Below are 15,724 nucleotides of genomic sequence, written 5' to 3' on the forward strand. Positions count from 1 at the left end.
TAGCTCATTAGCCTTTTGGCCGCAAGGAAAAGGGGCTCAGCGGGCTCCGTAGCCGTCCCACTCGACCGCGCCGAGGTGGGCATCCCCCAGGAAGGTGTAGAAGATGCCGACCGTCCCGTTACTCTGGCGGCGGGTCGGGAGGTTGCCGTACTTGGCGACCCTGAGTGCCTCGATGTACTGGAACCCCAGCCCATGGCGGCGGAAGATGCGGAAGATGAGGTTGGTGTTGGAGCGGACGATCGCCTCGGACCCTTCCGCGTTGTCGGAGCCGGTGCCGCTCACGAAGTAGCCGCGGGCCACACTTTCCAGCGCCACCCGGTTGGCCATGATGAGCCGCAGGGAGAGCGTTCCCTGCGGAGTGATGCCGTAGTGGTAGTCGCGCTGCCCGTCGGCCCGCGGCGTGACGCCGGCGGCGCCGTAACCGGCCCCGGCCAGCGCCGATCCCTGCAAAGCCACCTCGGGGGCCAGCCAGTTCTGCCAGGTGGTGCCCAGGGACAGGGCGGTGTTGGAGACCCGGAAGATGGTGGGGGAGATGTAGTCGTAGCTTCCGTACAGACCCCAGATGCCGCGGGTGCCTTCGCTCGGCTCGTAGCTCTTTCCGTAGAGGAGCCCGCGCAAAAGGACGTTTCCCACCGGGTTGGACTCCCTTGCCTGGCCGCTGATTTGGAAGTCGAAGTAATCGAGGGGGCGGGTATAGGTGTAACCTGGCTTGCCGGGGAGGCCGTAGGACATGGCGAAATCGATGGTGGCGTCCTGCTGGGAGTCGATCATCGCCCCCAGCCGGAAGCGCCAGAAGGTGGCCGGGTCGTGGCTGGGGAAGAGCGGTTTGAAGCGGTCGCCGAAGGCAAAGCGGTTGAAGGAGGTGGTGGGGGATACGATGGCCGCCCCCAGCTCGTGGCCGAGGTCCGGGGTGGAGCCCTGTTCCTTGAGGATCAGTTGCGACATGCGGAAAAGCGCTTCGCCGAGGAGGCTTCCCGAGTTGCCGGTGGTGGCCATGTCGTTGATGGAGGGGCGGCCGGTCTCTCCCGCCATCTTCCAGAGGAAGCTCCCCGCGTTGGAGTAGGCCCAGGACTCCCAGAAGCCGAGTCCGCAGGAGCGGGCGAGGCCGTACATGGTGGCCCCCTGGTACGGGTGGGCGAACTGGTTCACGTTGAAGGGATCCTGGTCGTACCCCCATTCCTGGCGGCTCAGGTGCCGCCAGATGGTGTCGAAGTTGGAATAGTAGGTGCGCTCGCCGGTGTCGGAGTGATCGTCGTCGTAGACCACCCGGTCGTACATGTTCAGCAAAAAGAGAAAGGCGGGAATCTCCACCGCGGGGATCAGATAGCTCTTTCCCTCTCCGGTCTCCCAGGAGTGCACGACATCGCCCGGATCGCGTAATTGCCGGGGAGCCGCTTCGGCCCCCGTGGCCGCCGCCGGAGTACCGGTATCGGTTCGCCTCAGCCCGTCCGGGAGCGGACGGGAGGGGGAGTAGGCCAGCGCGGGCGGGACCCCATCGGTGGCCGCCGCGGTCCCGGTGACGGTGAGCGGAAGAAGCAGCGCGATCAGCATGCCGAGCATGAAGCGGCGGTATCGGCATGAACCGGAAGCAGTTCTCATGGAACACTCCGAAGAAAGCGGTGAATTTATGGATACTGAGCAAGGACCGAAGTGTTGGCGGGCCTGGCGGCAGACAAAGATAATGTGAACTTTATCATAAAACTTTCAGCTTTCACTCAGCAGGTCGAAATCACGGAGTAATTCCTGTACACTTGAGTAGCAGTCCTCTCTGTCACCGTATCTATGCCCGATATTGCCGGCGGTCATGACATTGCAAGGAGCCTTCATGCAGACCCTGGTTGATCTCTTCGAAACTTTTGAGCCAAGGGGAGAGCAGCGCGCTCTGGTCAACCGGACCGGAGTGCGACGGCTGGAGATGAGCTACCGCGAACTGGCCGATCTCTCCTTGCGGATGGCGGCCCTGCTCGCCCGGCGCGGGGTGGCGGAGGGGGACCGGGTCCTCCTGTGGGGGCCCAACTCCCCGTGGTGGGGGGTGGCGTACTGGGGGATCATCGTGCGGGGGGCGGTGGCGGTGCCGGTCGACTTCATGTCCGACCGCGCCCGGGCCGAGAACATCGCCAAGCTGACCGAGGCGAAGCTCCTCGTCCAGAGCCGGTTCAAGCCGGAACGGATCCCCGCCGGGGAGACCCTTCTTCTGGAAGAGCTCCCGTTTCTCCTGGCGGAAATCCCCCCGGCTACCGCCGTCCATCATCCGGCCCCGGACGACCTGGCGCAACTGATCTATACCTCGGGTACCACCGGCAACCCCAAGGGGGTGATGCTCACCCACCGCAACCTGGTGGCCAACCTCGAGCAGATCAACCGCCATATCCCGATCATCGACCGCGACTTCACCTTCCTCTCGCTTTTGCCCCTTTCCCACATGTTCGAGCAGATGGGAGGCTTCTTCACTCCCCTCTACCAGGGCGCCTCCGTCATCTACCTCAGGACGCTGAAGCCCTCGGCGATCATGGAAGCCCTCGGGGATGAGGACGTCTTCGTCATCATGGCGGTCCCCCGGCTGATGCAGCTTCTGAAGAGCTCCATCGAGCGGGAACTGGCCGAGAAGCACCTGGACGGAGCCTTCCGGTCGCTGGCGGAAGTGGGGCGCCGGCTCCCCCAGCGGTTAAGAAAACTCCTCTTTTTCCCGGTTCAGCACAAGTTCGGCCGCGACTTCACCCTCTTCGTATCGGGAGGGGCGGCGCTCGACCCCGAGGTCTTCGGTTTCTGGAGCGACATGGGGTTCATCGTCATCGAAGGGTACGGACTCACCGAATGCTCGCCGGTTCTCTGCGCCAACACCATCGGCCGGCAGGTGGCGGGGGCGGTGGGGCCAGCGCTCCCCGGCGTCCAGCTGAAGATCGCCCAGGAGGGGAAGGAGCTTCTCGCCCGCGGCGCCAACGTCTTCCCCGGCTACTACCAGAACGAAAACGCCTCACGGGACGCCTTCACCGGCGACGGATGGTTCCGGACCGGCGACATCGCCGAGATCGACCAGACCGGCTGGGTCCATATCAAGGGGAGGGAAAAGGAGCTGATCGTCACCGGCGCCGGCGTCAACGTCTACCCCGACGAGCTGGAGGGGGTACTCAACAAGATCCCCGGCGTGAAGGAGTCGTGCGTGATCGGGCTTGACAGGGGAGGGGGGGAAGAGGTACATGCGGTGCTGCTCCTTGGCTCTCCCGACGCCCGTCCCGACGAGATCGTGGCCCGCGCCAACCAGTCGCTCGATTCCCTGCACCAGATCACCGGCTTCACGATCTGGAAGGAGCCGGAGTTCCCGAAGACCACCACCCTGAAGATCAGGAAGTTCCAGGTCAAGGAAGAGATCGTCAAGGGGGGCAAAGAGGGGCAGGGCGCCTCGCGGGACCAGCTGGTGAACCTCTTGGCCCGGGTGACCGGGACCGGCACCGATGAAATCGCCGAGGACTCCCTGCTGGTGGGGGACCTGGGGCTCACCTCCATCGGGAGGCTCGAGCTGGTGAACTTCCTGGAACAGGAGTTCCGGATGGACATCGAGGACTCCCAGATCGGCCCTCAGACCCGCGTGCGCGACGTGCGGGAGGTCATCGCCAAAAGGGAAAAAGTCCGCTCCTCGAAGCGGCTCCGTTTCTGGACCAACAGCTGGCCGGTGCGGGCGCTCCGGATGCTGGGGGATGCCTTTTTCGTCTATCCCCTCTACAGCATGTTCGCCGACCTGGAGACGGTCGGGGCGGAGAAGCTCGAGAAGATCGACGGGCCGGTTGTGTTCATCGCCAACCACTTGAGCTATTTCGACCAGCCGTCGGTCATGTTCTCCCTCCCTGCCGGGATCCGCTACCGCACCGCCTCGGCCGCCTGGGAGGAGTTCTTCTTCGGCCAGTACCACGGCCTCGACAAGCTCTGGCGGATGTTCTGCTACCAGTACGGGACCATCTTCCTGAACCTCTTCCCGCTGCCGACCATCGGCGGCTTCAGCAGGGCCCTGAGCTTCATGGGCAAGCTGGCCGACCACGGGGTGAGCACCCTCATCTTCCCGGAAGGGGCCCATTCCCGGGATGGGAAGATGCACGACTTCCAGCTCGGCCTCGGGGTGATCGTGAAGGAACTCGGGATCCCGGTGGTGCCGATCAAGATCGCCGGGACCGAGCGGGTGCTCCCGCCCGAGGCGGGCTTTCCGAAGCGGGGGAAGGTGACCGTCACCTTCGGGGAGCCGATGCGCTTCACCCTGGAGGAGCCGCGGGAGATCGTGGAGAAGGCGCAGCGGGCGGTGAAAGAGCTGTAAGTTCGCCTCTTTGAAAGGTTGCCGGTAATTTCGGGGGCAGGTTCAAAGTCCCCCTTTGACAAAGGGGGACTTAGGGGGATTTCTCCTGCTGCCACTGTCACAAATCCCCCCTGTCCCCCCTTTTTCAAAGGGGGGGACCAGAACGGGGGGAGTAATTCAATGCAATTCCTGGAGGGTCCTTTTTCATGGCTGATGCGAGCCTCTCGCTTTCTTACCGGCGCTATGCGCTGGGGCTTCTTTTGGCGGTCAACCTGCTGAACTACATCGACCGGCAGGTTCTGTTCGCCGTCTTCCCGCTGATCAAAATCGATCTCGCCATCTCCGATACCGCCCTCGGCTTTCTCGGGAGCGCCTTCATGTTCAGCTACATGCTGATCGCCCCGCTCTTTGGCTGGCTGGGGGATCGCTGGAGCCGGGTCAAGCTCGCCGCCGGCGGGCTGGTCGTCTGGAGCGTCGCCACCGCCCTGGCCGGTTTCGCCCCCGGCTACCGCACGCTTTTGGCCGCCCGCGCCACCGTGGGCGTGGGGGAGGCGAGCTTCGGCACCGTGTCGCCCGGGCTCATCGCCGACTTTTTCGACCGGGAGCGGCGGGGGAGGGTGCTGTCCTGGTTCTACCTGGCCATTCCCGTCGGGAGCGCGCTCGGCTACCTCCTGGGGGGGATCCTCGGGGAGCGTCTTGGGTGGCACGCCGCCTTCCTGATGGTGGGCCTTCCCGGCCTCGCCCTCGCCATCCCGATCGCCCTCCTGCGCACCCCGCCGCGCGGCGGTGAGGACGCCCCCCACCTGGAGAGCGCCGGGCCTGGGAAGGCGCTTTCCCCGGCGGAAGGGTACCGCACCTTCATCAAGAACCGCTCCTTCGTCTTCAACACCATCGCCATGGCCACCATGACCTTCGCCATCGGCGGGCTCGCCCAGTGGATACCCTCCTTCCTCTACCGCACCCACGCGGTCAGCGTGGAGAAGGGAAACACCCTCTTTGGGGCCGCCACCGTGCTGGCCGGGATCCTCGGAACCCTGATCGGAGGGTGGCTGGGAGACCGCTGGCAAAAGCGCACCCCCAAGGGGTACCTCCTGGTCTCGGGGTGGGGATTCCTGGCCGGGACCCCCTTCGCCGCCTGGGCACTCCTGGCCCAGGACCTCAAGGTCTGCATCGCCGCCATCTTCGTCGCCGAATTCTTCCTCTTTCTCAACACCGGCCCGCTCAACACGGTGATCATCAACGTCACCCATCCCGCCATCCGGGCCATGGCCTTCGCGGTCAACATCTTCTTCATCCATGCTCTGGGGGACGCCATCTCCCCCTCCATCCTGGGGTGGCTTTCCGACCACTGGGGGCTGCGTAACGCGCTCCTCTCTACCCCGCTGGTGATGGCCTTGGCCGGGATCTTCTGCTTTGTCTGCGGCCGGTACATCGAAGAGGACATGAAGCGGGCGGAGGTGGAACCCTCCTGAAAGGGGCAGCGATGCCACGGGCTTTAAACTGCGAAAAGCGCGCGAGCGCGATCGAGGAGAACCGGCGTTTCTACGAGGCGCTCTGGTCGGGATGCCGTCTGTCCCGGCCGGAGAGCTTCAACACCTGGCCGCTCATCTCCTCGCTGGTCCCCGGCTGTCCCATCCGGCTGGAGGTAGGCCCCGGCCTGCGCCCCCGGCTCCCCTTGAAGGGGACCCACTTCCTCGACCTGAGCCAGACGGTGGTCGACCGGCTCAGAAAGGGGGGAGGGGTGGCCACCCCGGGGGATGCCACCAGGCTCCCCTTTCCCGACGGGTTCTTCGACCTGGTCTGCGCCTTCGATCTCCTCGAGCACCTGGAGGACGACCGGGAGGCCCTGAAGGAGCTTCGCCGGGTGCTCAGCTTCGGCGGCGTTCTCCTGGTCTCGGTCCCCCTCCACGGCTGCCTCTTTAGCGACTTCGACCGGCTGGTCGGCCACGTCCGGCGCTACCACCCGGGCAATCTGCTGGCCCTTTTCGGGGAGCACGGGCTGACCCTGCAGTCGAGCGCCCCCTTCGGCATGGAGGCCGCGCATCCCAAACTCCTCCGCTTCGGGATGCGCATGCTCACGACCCATCCCGGACAGTCCCTCTTCGTCTACAACTGGCTTCTCCTCCCCTTGGCGCTCCTCTTCCAGAAGAGGCTCGCCTTCTCCCCCGGCCTGGTCGACACCTGCCGCCTCTCCGAAATCGTCCTCTTCCTGCGGGCCAACTGATCCCCTTTCCTCGCTTCCCCGGGCCAATAGAAAAATCGACCCCATTGATTTGACAGGCTAGGTTAAATACTGTATATAACGTTACCTAATTAAAAAAAGGTAATCTATGCCGGGTAACGCGCTTTCCATCGACCTCGAGGACTGGTACCACGGCTGCTGCTCGCGCCCGGTCCCGGCTTGCTTCGCGGGGGAGCGGAGGGTCCGCAGGAACACGGAGCTGATCCTGGCGCTCCTCGCCGAGTTCTCCGTTTCGGCGACCTTCTTCGTCCTCGGATCGGTGGCGGAGGAAGATCCCACCCTGGTCCCCGAGATCGCCGCCGCCGGGCACGAGATCGCCTCCCACGGCTATTCGCACGGCCTGCTCCCCCGGCTGGGGCCCGAGCGGTTCCGCCGGGAGCTCAAACGGACCGCGGCGGTCATCGAGGCGCAGTCGGGGCGCCCCCCGGCCGGCTTCCGCGCTCCGCAGTGGTCGGTGGCCGCCGCCCCCTGGGCCTTCGAGATCCTCTGCGAGGAAGGATACCTCTACGATTCCAGCTGCTCCCCGCTCCCCTTTATCGGGAAACGTCGGGGAGAGCGCCTGCCGCACCTGGTGGAGACGGCGAAGGGGGCCATTCTCGAGTTTCCCCCCCTGGTCACCCCGGCGCCCTTGTGCAACCTTCCCACCGGAGGGGGCTGGGGGTTACGGTTCTTCCCCCGCTCGCTGGTGCGCCGTACGGTGGCCGGGCTGAACGCGGACGGGCATCCCGCCGTCCTTTTTCTCCATCCGCGCGAGCTCGACCCGGACGGCCCCCGGCTCAGCCTGTCCCCCTGGCGCTCCTTCGTAAGTTACGGGCCCCGCTCCTCGGCAGCTGGCACGCTGCGCGAACTGCTGGCCGCCTTTCCGTTCACCACCTTGAGGGAACTGGCAACCACATGGCAACCTGCATAGTCATACCGGCCTTCGACGCCGCCGGGACCATCCTCGAGGTTGCCCGCGAGGCGCTTAAGACCGGGTTGCCGGTGCTGGTGGTCGACGACGGCTCCCGGGACGGCACCGCCGAAAAGCTCTCCGGGCTTCCTCTTTCGCTCATCTCGCTGGGAGAAAACCGCGGCAAGGGGGCGGCGCTCAAGACCGGTTTCCGCTGGGCGCTCGCCAACCGCTTCGACGGGGTGATCACCGCCGATGCCGACGGCCAGCACGACGTGGCCGCCGCACCTCGCCTTGCCACGGCCGGCCGTGACGGCGGCTTCCATATCCTGATCGGTTCCCGGAACTCCCAGTTCGGCCAGATGGCGGGGATCCGCAGCAGCTGGAACCGGTTCGGCGTCTGGTGCGTCCAGAGGCGGACCGGCTTCGCCATCGACGACTGCCAGTCCGGCTTCCGCTACTACTCGGCGGCGCTCTTGCGCCAGCTCAAGCTGGAGGGGCAGGGGTACGACCTGGAGATGGAGGTGCTCCTCAAAGCTTGGCGCGGCGGGCTCAAGGTCGGCACCCTCCCGGTCCCCCCCCGGGTGGCGGACGGGCGCCCTACCAGTCATTACCGTCCCATCCGTGACACCTGGAAGATCTGCATGACATTTCTCCGCTACATGTAGGCTTAGGGAAGCCGCCACTTAGGCATAAGAAAGTTCAAGTAGGGTGGCTGAGAGTGTTATCTTCCCGCCGGCTGTCATTTGCTAAGTTAAAAAAAACTCAAAATACTACTTGCAGAGCTTTGATGGTTAGATAATATTAATGCAAAGAGACTGGCGTCCTCACTGGGCGCCTTTTCTGCCTGACACTCGTTGGTCGGAACTGACCTATCGATGCCACTGACAGTAGGAGAACCGTTCCATGCTTGAGGGCCTTAAAAAGTACTCCCAAGAGAAGGTTGTTTCCATGCTGCTGTCTCTGGCCACCAACGCGTCCAACGAGAACCTCGCCCGCATGACCCACCTGATGGAGCTCATCCCCAAGAAGCAGTACTACAAGGAGCGCATCCGCTGGATCAGGGGGCTCATCCGCGACAACCACCCGAGCATCGAATTTCCCCGCCGCATCATCCGCGAGCTCCATCCCAACCAGCGGGATAAGTGGGTCACCAACCTGCTGGTCAACCATCTTCTCTCCGGCACCAACAAGCGCAAGCTCTGGGAGGAGCGTGAGGGATACTATCCCCCCTCTACCGTGGTGATCAGCCCGACCATGAAGTGCAACCTCGACTGTTACGGCTGCTACGCGGGCGACTACCAGAAGAACCTCGAACTTTCGCTGGAGGAGATCGACTCGGTATTGGTGCAGATGAAGGAGATGGGGGTCTACTTCGCCGTGGTGTCCGGAGGGGAGCCGTTCTTCAAGAAGGATATCTTCGAGATCTTCCGCAAGCACTCCGACATGGCCTTCCTGGTCTTCACCCACGGCGGGCTGATCGACGAGCGGATGGTGGCCGAGCTTACCGCGGTGGGAAACGTGATGCCTTCCTTCTCCCTGGAGGGGTACCGCGAGGAGACCGACGAGCGCAGGGGGGCGGGGCACTTCGACAAGGTGATGAGGGCCATGGACCTTCTGCGGGAAGCGGGGCTCTCCTTCTGCAACTCCTTCACCCAGACGAGCCGCAATACCGGCATCATCGCCGACGAGCGCTTCATCGACATGCTGATTGGCAAGGGGTGCTTCGCAATGTGGCTCTTCTCCTACGTCCCGGTAGGGCGCAATCCCGAAATCGCCCTCATGCCGACCCCGGAGCAGCGGGACTTCATGCGGCGGACCACCATCGAGTACCGGGCGGCGAAGCCGATGCTCTTCATCGATTTCTGGAACGACGGCCCGATCATCAGCGGCTGCATCGCGGGGGGGCGCAAGTACTTCCACGTGAACGCCAACGGCGACATCGAGCCGTGCGTCTTCTGCCACTTCGCCGCCGACAACATCAGGACTGCCTCGCTCAAGGATGCGCTCCGCTCCCCGCTCTTCGAGAGCATCCGGAGGCGGCAGGGGGAGCACGAGAACCTGCTCCGCCCCTGCATGCTGATCGACCACCCCGAGGTGGGAAGGGAGATCTTCGCCAGCGAAGGGGCCTATCCGACCCACGAGGGGGCGGCGGAGATCTTCACCGGCCTGGCCGGGGCCATGGACGACTACGCCGACCGCTACGGCGAGATCGCCGACCCCGCCTGGGAAAGGGAGTTCGCCGGGCCGGAGCTTAGGTCGGGGAACGTCAACGGGTAGTTCCCCGTGAGAGATGCGGAAGTTCTCCCTCCTCCCTCGATGGGGAGGGCCGGCTTTGGCACTTTGTGGGAGCTTCCCCCACCCCCTGCCCCCCTCCCGCGAGGGGAGGGGGAAGCTTGTGAGGGGAGCCGTTGGGGACGATAGCGAGAGGGGGGGACCGGGACGTGGCGCTCTACAGTAGCCTGAACCTCTTTTTCATACGGGTCCTGACCATGCTGGTCCCCCGTACGCTCTATCCCCTCTGCGCCTTTTGCTGGAGCGCCCTTTTTTACCTCGCCCTCCACCGGCAGCGGCGGGACATGAGGACGAACCTCCGCGTGGTGACCGGACGGTACCAGGTGGAGCGGCTGGTCTTCTCCTGTTTCTACAAGTTCAGCCGCAACTGGTGCGATCAGCTCCTCATGATGCGGCTTTCCGGCGACCGGCTGCTCGGGCTGATCGGGCGCTGGACCACGGAAAAGCCGCTCGATGACGCCCTGGCCGCCGGGCGGGGGGCCATCCTGCTCTCCATCCACCTCGGGAACTGGGAGCTGGGCGGGCTGGGCCTCGCCGCCAAAGGTTACCCGATGAACATCCTCACCTTCCGCGAGCCCGACGAGCGGGTCAACGCCCAGCGCGAGGTGGTCCGCCGGGAGCGGGGAGTCAACTTCATCTATGTCGACCGCGACTCCACCTCGGCCTTGGCCATCGTCGAGGCGGTGAGCGCCTTGAACCGCAACGAGGTGGTGGCCATCCTCGGGGACCGGGACGGCTCCTCCCACACCGGTGTCTTCGAATTCTTCGGGCGCCCGACCCAGATTCCGCTCGGGGCCGCCTACCTGGCCCTCGCCACCGGCGCCCCGGTGATCCCGGTCTTCGTGCCGCTCGAAGGGGGGCGCTACGCGGCCGTCATGGAGTCCCCCGTCTTTTTCCGGGCCGGCCGGCGGGACCGGGACCGGGAGATCCGGGAGCGGACCGGCCAGATCCTCCGGCTCTTCGAACGCTACATCCGGACCTACCCCGACCAGTGGTACAACTTCTTCGACTATTGGGGACGAGCATTAGAGGACGAGAAAGGAGCATCAGATGAGCGACGAACTAATCTTCCAGGTGAAACAGCTGATCATCGACAGCCTTCGCATCGAGGGGCTCTCTACCCATGACATCGAGACCGATGCCCCCCTCTTCGGCGAGGGGCTCGGGCTCGACTCCATCGACGCCCTCCAGCTGGTGGTGGGGATGGAGAATGCCTTCGGGGTGGTGGTTCCCGACGCGGCGGTGGGGACCAAGGTCTTCCAGTCGGTGCGGACCATGGCCGACTACATCGCCCAACACGCGGCATGAAGCTTCTGCTGATCTCCCCGGGATGGCCGAAGGGGCGGCTTTGGGGCGAGCTCGGCTTCAAGTTCCCCTCCCTGTCGCTTGCCGCCATCGCGGCGGCGACCCCGGAAGGGTGGGACATCTTCCTCGGGGACGAGAACCTGGCGCCGCTCGACTTCTCCGCCGATGCGGACCTGGTGGGGATCACCGCCATGACGCCGCAGGCGCCGAGGGCCTACGAGATCGCCGCCGCCTTCCGCAGCCGCGGCATCCCGGTCGTGATGGGGGGCTTTCACGCGAGTAACCTCCCCGAGGAGGCGCTCGAGCACGTGGACGCGGTGGTGGTGGGGGAGGGGGAGCCGGTCTGGCCGCTGCTGGTGGCCGACCTGGAGGAAGGGAAGCTTAAGCGAAGCTACCGGGGCGCCTCCCGTGCCGGCCTCTCGGGACTGCCGCGGGCCCGCCGGGAGATCTTCACCGGCGACCGCTACCTCCTCACCAACACCATCCAGACCACCCGGGGGTGCCCCCACGACTGCGAGTTCTGCTCGGTCACCACCTTCTTCGGCCGCCGCTACCGCGAGCGCCCGATTCCCGAGGTGCTCGGCGAGCTCGCGGAGATGCGCAAAGACGGCTCCTTCGTCTTCTTCGTGGACGACAACCTGGTCGGGAACCGTTCCTATGCGCTGGAGCTTTTCCGGGGGATGCGGGGGATGGGGTTCAAATGGCTCTCCCACGCCCCCATCGACTTGGGCGCCGATGCCGAGCTCCTGCAAAGTGCCGGGGAGGCAGGCTGCGTCGGGATGTTCGTCGGGTTCGAGTCGCTATCCCAGAAGACCCTGGCCGCCATCGGCAAGAGGACCAACCAGGCGGCGCGTTACCTGGAGCAGGCCCGCGCCTTCCGGGACCACGGCATCGGGATCCTCGGCTCCTTCGTTTTGGGGTGCGACGGCGACACCCCGGCCGTCTTCGAGCAGATCAGCGGTTTCTGCGAGAGCGCTCGCCTTGAGGCCGCCATCTTCCCCATCCTCACCCCCTACCCGGGGACCCGGGTGCGGCAGCGGCTGGAGGCCGATGGGCGGATCGTCTCCAACGAGTGGCGCGACTACGACATGGGGCACGTCACCTACCGGCCGGTGGGGATGAGCGGGCGGGAGCTCCAGGAAGGGCACGACCGGCTGAACCGCTCCTTCTACTCGTTTCCCTCCATGTTCCGCCGGATCTTCCGGTGGCACCGCTCGCTGCAGGTCTTCGCCCCCATGAACCTCGGCTTTCGTGCCGCCCTGGGAAGGGTGGAGGGGGGAGCCCGATGATCTGTTTCATGTTTCCCGGACAGCCCCTCTCCCGGCCGGTCCCGGCCGCCGGCGACCCTGACGCCGCCGAGCTCGCCGCCATGGTGGCCCGGGTCGCCGGGCTCGACATCGCTGGCTTCCGCTGGCTTTCCGGTGAGGGGAGCGAAAATGTGAAGCTCCAGGTGAGCGGGGTGGCCGACAGCCTCCACCGCTTGAGGCGTCTGCGCCGCTACGAGGGGCCTCCCGGCCTGGTCGCCCAGCACAGCATGGGGATCTACGCGGCGCTGGTGGCCTGCGGTGCGCTCCGGGAGGAGGAGGCCATCGAGGTGACCTGGCGGGTGGGGATGGCCATGACCCCCCTGCAGCGGGAGGGGGAGTACGCCCTGGGATGCGTGACCGGCCTGACCGAGGATCCGCTCCTCGCCCTGGCCAGAAACCACCGGATCTACCTTGCCAACCACAACACCTCCCGGCACTTCCTCCTCTGCGGGAAAAAAGGGGACATCGCCGCCGCCGTCGAGGAAGCGGGGGCGATCGGCGCCTTTTCCAGCCGGATGTTCGACTGCGACGCCCCCCTCCACACCCCGCTCATGGCGCCGGTGGCCGGAGAGCTCAACGAGATCTTCGCGGGCTACCGCTACCGCGACCCCTGGTCGAGGCTCATGAACCACCTCGACCAGCGATTTCTGACCCGGGAGGAGATCGCCCCTTTCATGCTGAGGGAGCTGATGGCGCCGGTGTACTGGGAGAGGACCTACCGGGCCCTGCGCCGGGAAGGGGTCACCACCTTCTACGAGGTCGGCTCCGGGGAATCGCTCAGGAAATACAACCGCTGGATCGAGGTGCAAGGTGGGGAGTGAGAAGGGGATCAGATTCCACGAGTGCGCCGTCCGGGTCCGCTTCAACGAGGTGGACGCCTACCGGATCGCCTGGCACGGCCACTACGTGACCTGGATGGAGGAGGGGCGCCATGCCCTCGCCCGTGAGTTCGGGCTCGACCCCGCCCAGATGGCGGAGGCCGGTTTCTTCGCCCCGGTGGTGGAGCTCTCGGTACGCTTCCTCAGGGCGGCCCGCTACGGCGAGGAGCTCCTGGTGCAGAGCTGGCCGGTCCGCCGGGAGACCGCCACCATCGAGTTCCGCTGCCGGATGGTCGGCGCCGATGGCAAGGTGGCCGCCACCGGGCGGGCCGTGCATGCCCTCACCGACCTGGAGGGGGCCCTGCAGTACCGGCTCCCTCCCGTGATCGCCGACCGGCTCGGCGCGCTGTTCTACCACCACCTGGAGGCCTGATGGACGTGCTCCTCGTCTCCGCCAACCGGGAGAGGAATCCCTACCCGGTCTTTCCCCTGGGGCTCTCCTTCCTGGCCGGGCCGCTCGAGCGTCACGGGCACCGGCTCCGGGTGCTCGACCTGGGCTTTGCCGCCGACCCCGGTGGCGAGCTCGCCGCCGCCCTCGACGAGTTCGCCCCGCAGGTGGTGGCCCTCTCCCTCCGCAACATCGACAACGTCACCTATCCGGGGAGCCGCTCCTACGTGGCCGAGGCCAAGGAGCTGGCGGAGCGCTGCCGCGGCAGGGCGCTGGTGGTACTCGGAGGATCCGGTTTCTCGCTCATGCCGGTCGAGCTCATGGCCCGCCTGGACGCCGATTACGGCGTGGTGGGGGAGGGGGAGGAAGCCCTTCCCGGGCTCCTTGGCTGCCTCGAACGTGGAGAGCAGCCGGGCTCCATCCCCGGCGTCATGGCCCGGGGCGGCAGCGTCGTGCCGGTCGCCTACCTCGAGTCGTTCGGTGCCCCGGACCGCCGGCTGTTTCCGCTTGGTCGCTACCGGGCCGAGGGGGGGATGGCCAACGTGCAGACCAAGCGGGGGTGCCCGTTTTCCTGCCTGTACTGCAACTATCCGTTTTTGGAAGGGAGGAAGGTGAGGCTTCGGGGGGTGAGCGAGATCGTGGACGAGGTCAACGTCCTCGTGAAGGAGGAGGGGGTCGATTACTTCTCCTTCGTCGACGACGTCTTCAATTTCCCCCCCGAGTTCGCCGAGCAGCTCTGCCGTGCCCTCGCCCGCGAGAAACTCAAGGTAGGCTGGTCGGCCTTTATCAATCCCGGCTACCTCACCCCGCACCTGGTGGATGCCATGGCCGAGGCGGGATGCGACGCCATCGAGTTCGGCAGCGAGTCCGGCTCCGATGTCGTTCTGGAGGCGCTCGGCAAGTCGTTCCAGGCGGTAGATCTCCGGGCCGCATCCCGGCTGGCCCGCCGGGCCGGGATCGCCTTCGCCCACTACTTCCTCTTCGGGGGGCCGGGCGAGAGCGAGGCAACCGTGGAGGAGACCTTCGCCGTGGCCGACGAGCTCGACGCCGATGCCAACATCGCCATGACCGGCATCCGCATCTTTCCCGGGACCGGGCTCTACCACCGGGCGCTTGCCGACGGGGTGATTACCGCCGAAACCTCGCTCCTGGAGCCGGTCTTCTACCTGTCGCCCCCGGTGGCCGCGACCCTCTGCGCCCTGGTGGCCGACCGGGCGCTTTCCCGCAAGAACTGGGTCGCCCCGGGGATGGAGCTCAACATGAGCGATGCCATGCTGGAGGCGCTCCGCCGGTTCCCGGTGCGGGGGCCGCTCTGGAAACAGGTCCGGCGGCTCTCCCGGAGCCGGCTCAAACCGATGTGAGGGGGGGCTATGGAATTTCACGAAAAGTCGGTCATCGTCACGGGAGGAACCCGTGGCATCGGCTGGGCCACCTCGCTGCACTTCGCGAGGCTCGGGGCCCGGGTGACCGCCGCCTACCTCAGTAACGACGCGGCGGCGCAGCAGCTTGCCGAAGAGGCGGCCGGGCTTCCCGGTTCCATCACCGTGGTGAAGGGGGACGTCTCCACCTCCGAGGGGGCCCGCGCCCTGGTGGACGAGGCCTGCCGGGTCAACGGCGCGCTCGACGTGCTGGTCAACAACGCCGGCATCATCAAGGACGTCTATCTCCCGATGATGTCGGACGCCGACTGGGACACGGTGCTCAAGGGGAACCTCTACCCTCTCTTCCACTGCTGCAAGTGGGCGCTCAGGAAGATGGTCGCCTCCCGCCGCGGGGTGATCGTCAATATCTCGTCGGTAGCTGCCATTTCCGGCAACGCCGGGCAGACCAACTACGCGGCCAGCAAAGGGGCTGCGCTGAGCTTCACCAAGTCGCTCGCCCGCGAGGTGGGGGGGCTCGGGATCCGGGTCAACGCGGTGGCGCCGGGGCTGATCGAGACCGATATGATCGCGGCCATCAAACAGGACCACCTCGACCGCATCGTCAAGAGCTCCTCGCTGGGGCGGGTCGGGCGTGCCGAAGAAGTTGCCGAGGCGGTCGCCTTCCTGGCCTCCGACCGCGCCTCCTACATCACCGGCCAGTGCCTGGTGGTGGACGGGGGGATCGTGTAGTTATCCGGCCGATCGGCCCGATTCGTC

The 15,724-nt window shown here is 65.9% G+C and carries 14 protein-coding genes; 13 read left to right on the plus strand and 1 reads right to left on the minus strand.

Annotated elements, in window-relative coordinates; translation table 11 throughout:
* Window positions 1-36: 36 nt before the first annotated feature.
* Window positions 37-1,599, minus strand: a complete 1,563-nt coding sequence (locus L4X63_RS15935; RefSeq protein WP_250679640.1) for a DUF3943 domain-containing protein — start codon at window positions 1,597-1,599, stop codon at window positions 37-39.
* A 226-nt stretch (window positions 1,600-1,825) separates the two neighbouring features.
* Between L4X63_RS15935 and L4X63_RS23715 the strand changes: the two genes are divergently transcribed.
* The 13 genes from L4X63_RS23715 (at window position 1,826) to fabG (ending at window position 15,697) form a co-directional block, all read left to right on the plus strand.
* Complete coding sequence (locus L4X63_RS23715) at window positions 1,826-4,303, plus strand: AMP-binding protein (protein WP_284694670.1); 2,478 nt, start codon at window positions 1,826-1,828, stop codon at window positions 4,301-4,303.
* A gap of 185 nt (window positions 4,304-4,488) precedes the next feature.
* A complete protein-coding gene (locus L4X63_RS15950) occupies window positions 4,489-5,754 on the plus strand; it encodes a spinster family MFS transporter (RefSeq protein WP_250679641.1) in 1,266 nt (421 codons plus the stop codon).
* 11 nt (window positions 5,755-5,765) lie between these two features.
* Window positions 5,766-6,506, plus strand: a complete 741-nt coding sequence (locus L4X63_RS15955) for a class I SAM-dependent methyltransferase (RefSeq protein WP_250679642.1) — start codon at window positions 5,766-5,768, stop codon at window positions 6,504-6,506.
* A gap of 106 nt (window positions 6,507-6,612) precedes the next feature.
* On the plus strand, window positions 6,613-7,434 hold the full coding sequence (locus L4X63_RS15960; protein ID WP_250679643.1) for a polysaccharide deacetylase family protein: 822 nt from the start codon (window positions 6,613-6,615) through the stop codon (window positions 7,432-7,434).
* On the plus strand, window positions 7,419-8,081 hold the full coding sequence (locus L4X63_RS15965; protein WP_250679644.1) for a glycosyltransferase family 2 protein: 663 nt from the start codon (window positions 7,419-7,421) through the stop codon (window positions 8,079-8,081). Before L4X63_RS15960 ends, L4X63_RS15965 begins: the two co-directional genes overlap by 16 nt.
* 238 nt (window positions 8,082-8,319) lie before the next feature.
* A complete protein-coding gene (locus L4X63_RS15970; protein ID WP_250679645.1) occupies window positions 8,320-9,693 on the plus strand; it encodes a radical SAM protein in 1,374 nt (457 codons plus the stop codon).
* 131 nt (window positions 9,694-9,824) lie between these two features.
* Window positions 9,825-10,835, plus strand: coding sequence for a lysophospholipid acyltransferase family protein (locus L4X63_RS15975; protein WP_250679646.1), 1,011 nt, complete (start codon window positions 9,825-9,827; stop codon window positions 10,833-10,835).
* The gene (locus L4X63_RS15980) at window positions 10,759-11,016 is read left to right on the plus strand and encodes a phosphopantetheine-binding protein (RefSeq protein WP_250679647.1); all 258 of its coding nucleotides are present in this window, start codon (window positions 10,759-10,761) and stop codon (window positions 11,014-11,016) included. The genes L4X63_RS15975 and L4X63_RS15980 overlap by 77 nt, the downstream gene beginning before the upstream one ends.
* Window positions 11,013-12,302 (plus strand): B12-binding domain-containing radical SAM protein, encoded by a 1,290-nt coding sequence (locus L4X63_RS15985; RefSeq protein ID WP_250679648.1) that lies wholly within the window; start codon window positions 11,013-11,015, stop codon window positions 12,300-12,302. Before L4X63_RS15980 ends, L4X63_RS15985 begins: the two co-directional genes overlap by 4 nt.
* Window positions 12,299-13,141 (plus strand): ACP S-malonyltransferase, encoded by an 843-nt coding sequence (locus tag L4X63_RS15990; protein ID WP_250679649.1) that lies wholly within the window; start codon window positions 12,299-12,301, stop codon window positions 13,139-13,141. The genes L4X63_RS15985 and L4X63_RS15990 overlap by 4 nt, the downstream gene beginning before the upstream one ends.
* A complete protein-coding gene (locus L4X63_RS15995; RefSeq protein WP_250679650.1) occupies window positions 13,131-13,571 on the plus strand; it encodes an acyl-CoA thioesterase in 441 nt (146 codons plus the stop codon). The genes L4X63_RS15990 and L4X63_RS15995 overlap by 11 nt, the downstream gene beginning before the upstream one ends.
* The gene (locus tag L4X63_RS16000) at window positions 13,571-14,947 is read left to right on the plus strand and encodes a lipid biosynthesis B12-binding/radical SAM protein (RefSeq protein ID WP_250679651.1); all 1,377 of its coding nucleotides are present in this window, start codon (window positions 13,571-13,573) and stop codon (window positions 14,945-14,947) included. Before L4X63_RS15995 ends, L4X63_RS16000 begins: the two co-directional genes overlap by 1 nt.
* A gap of 9 nt (window positions 14,948-14,956) precedes the next feature.
* Window positions 14,957-15,697: a 3-oxoacyl-ACP reductase FabG gene (fabG, locus tag L4X63_RS16005; RefSeq protein WP_250679652.1), complete on the plus strand. Its 741-nt coding sequence runs from the start codon at window positions 14,957-14,959 to the stop codon at window positions 15,695-15,697.
* Window positions 15,698-15,724 lie beyond the last annotated feature (27 nt).

The sequence above is a fragment of the Geomonas sp. Red32 genome, from assembly GCF_023652955.1.
Lineage (GTDB): Bacteria > Desulfobacterota > Desulfuromonadia > Geobacterales > Geobacteraceae > Geomonas.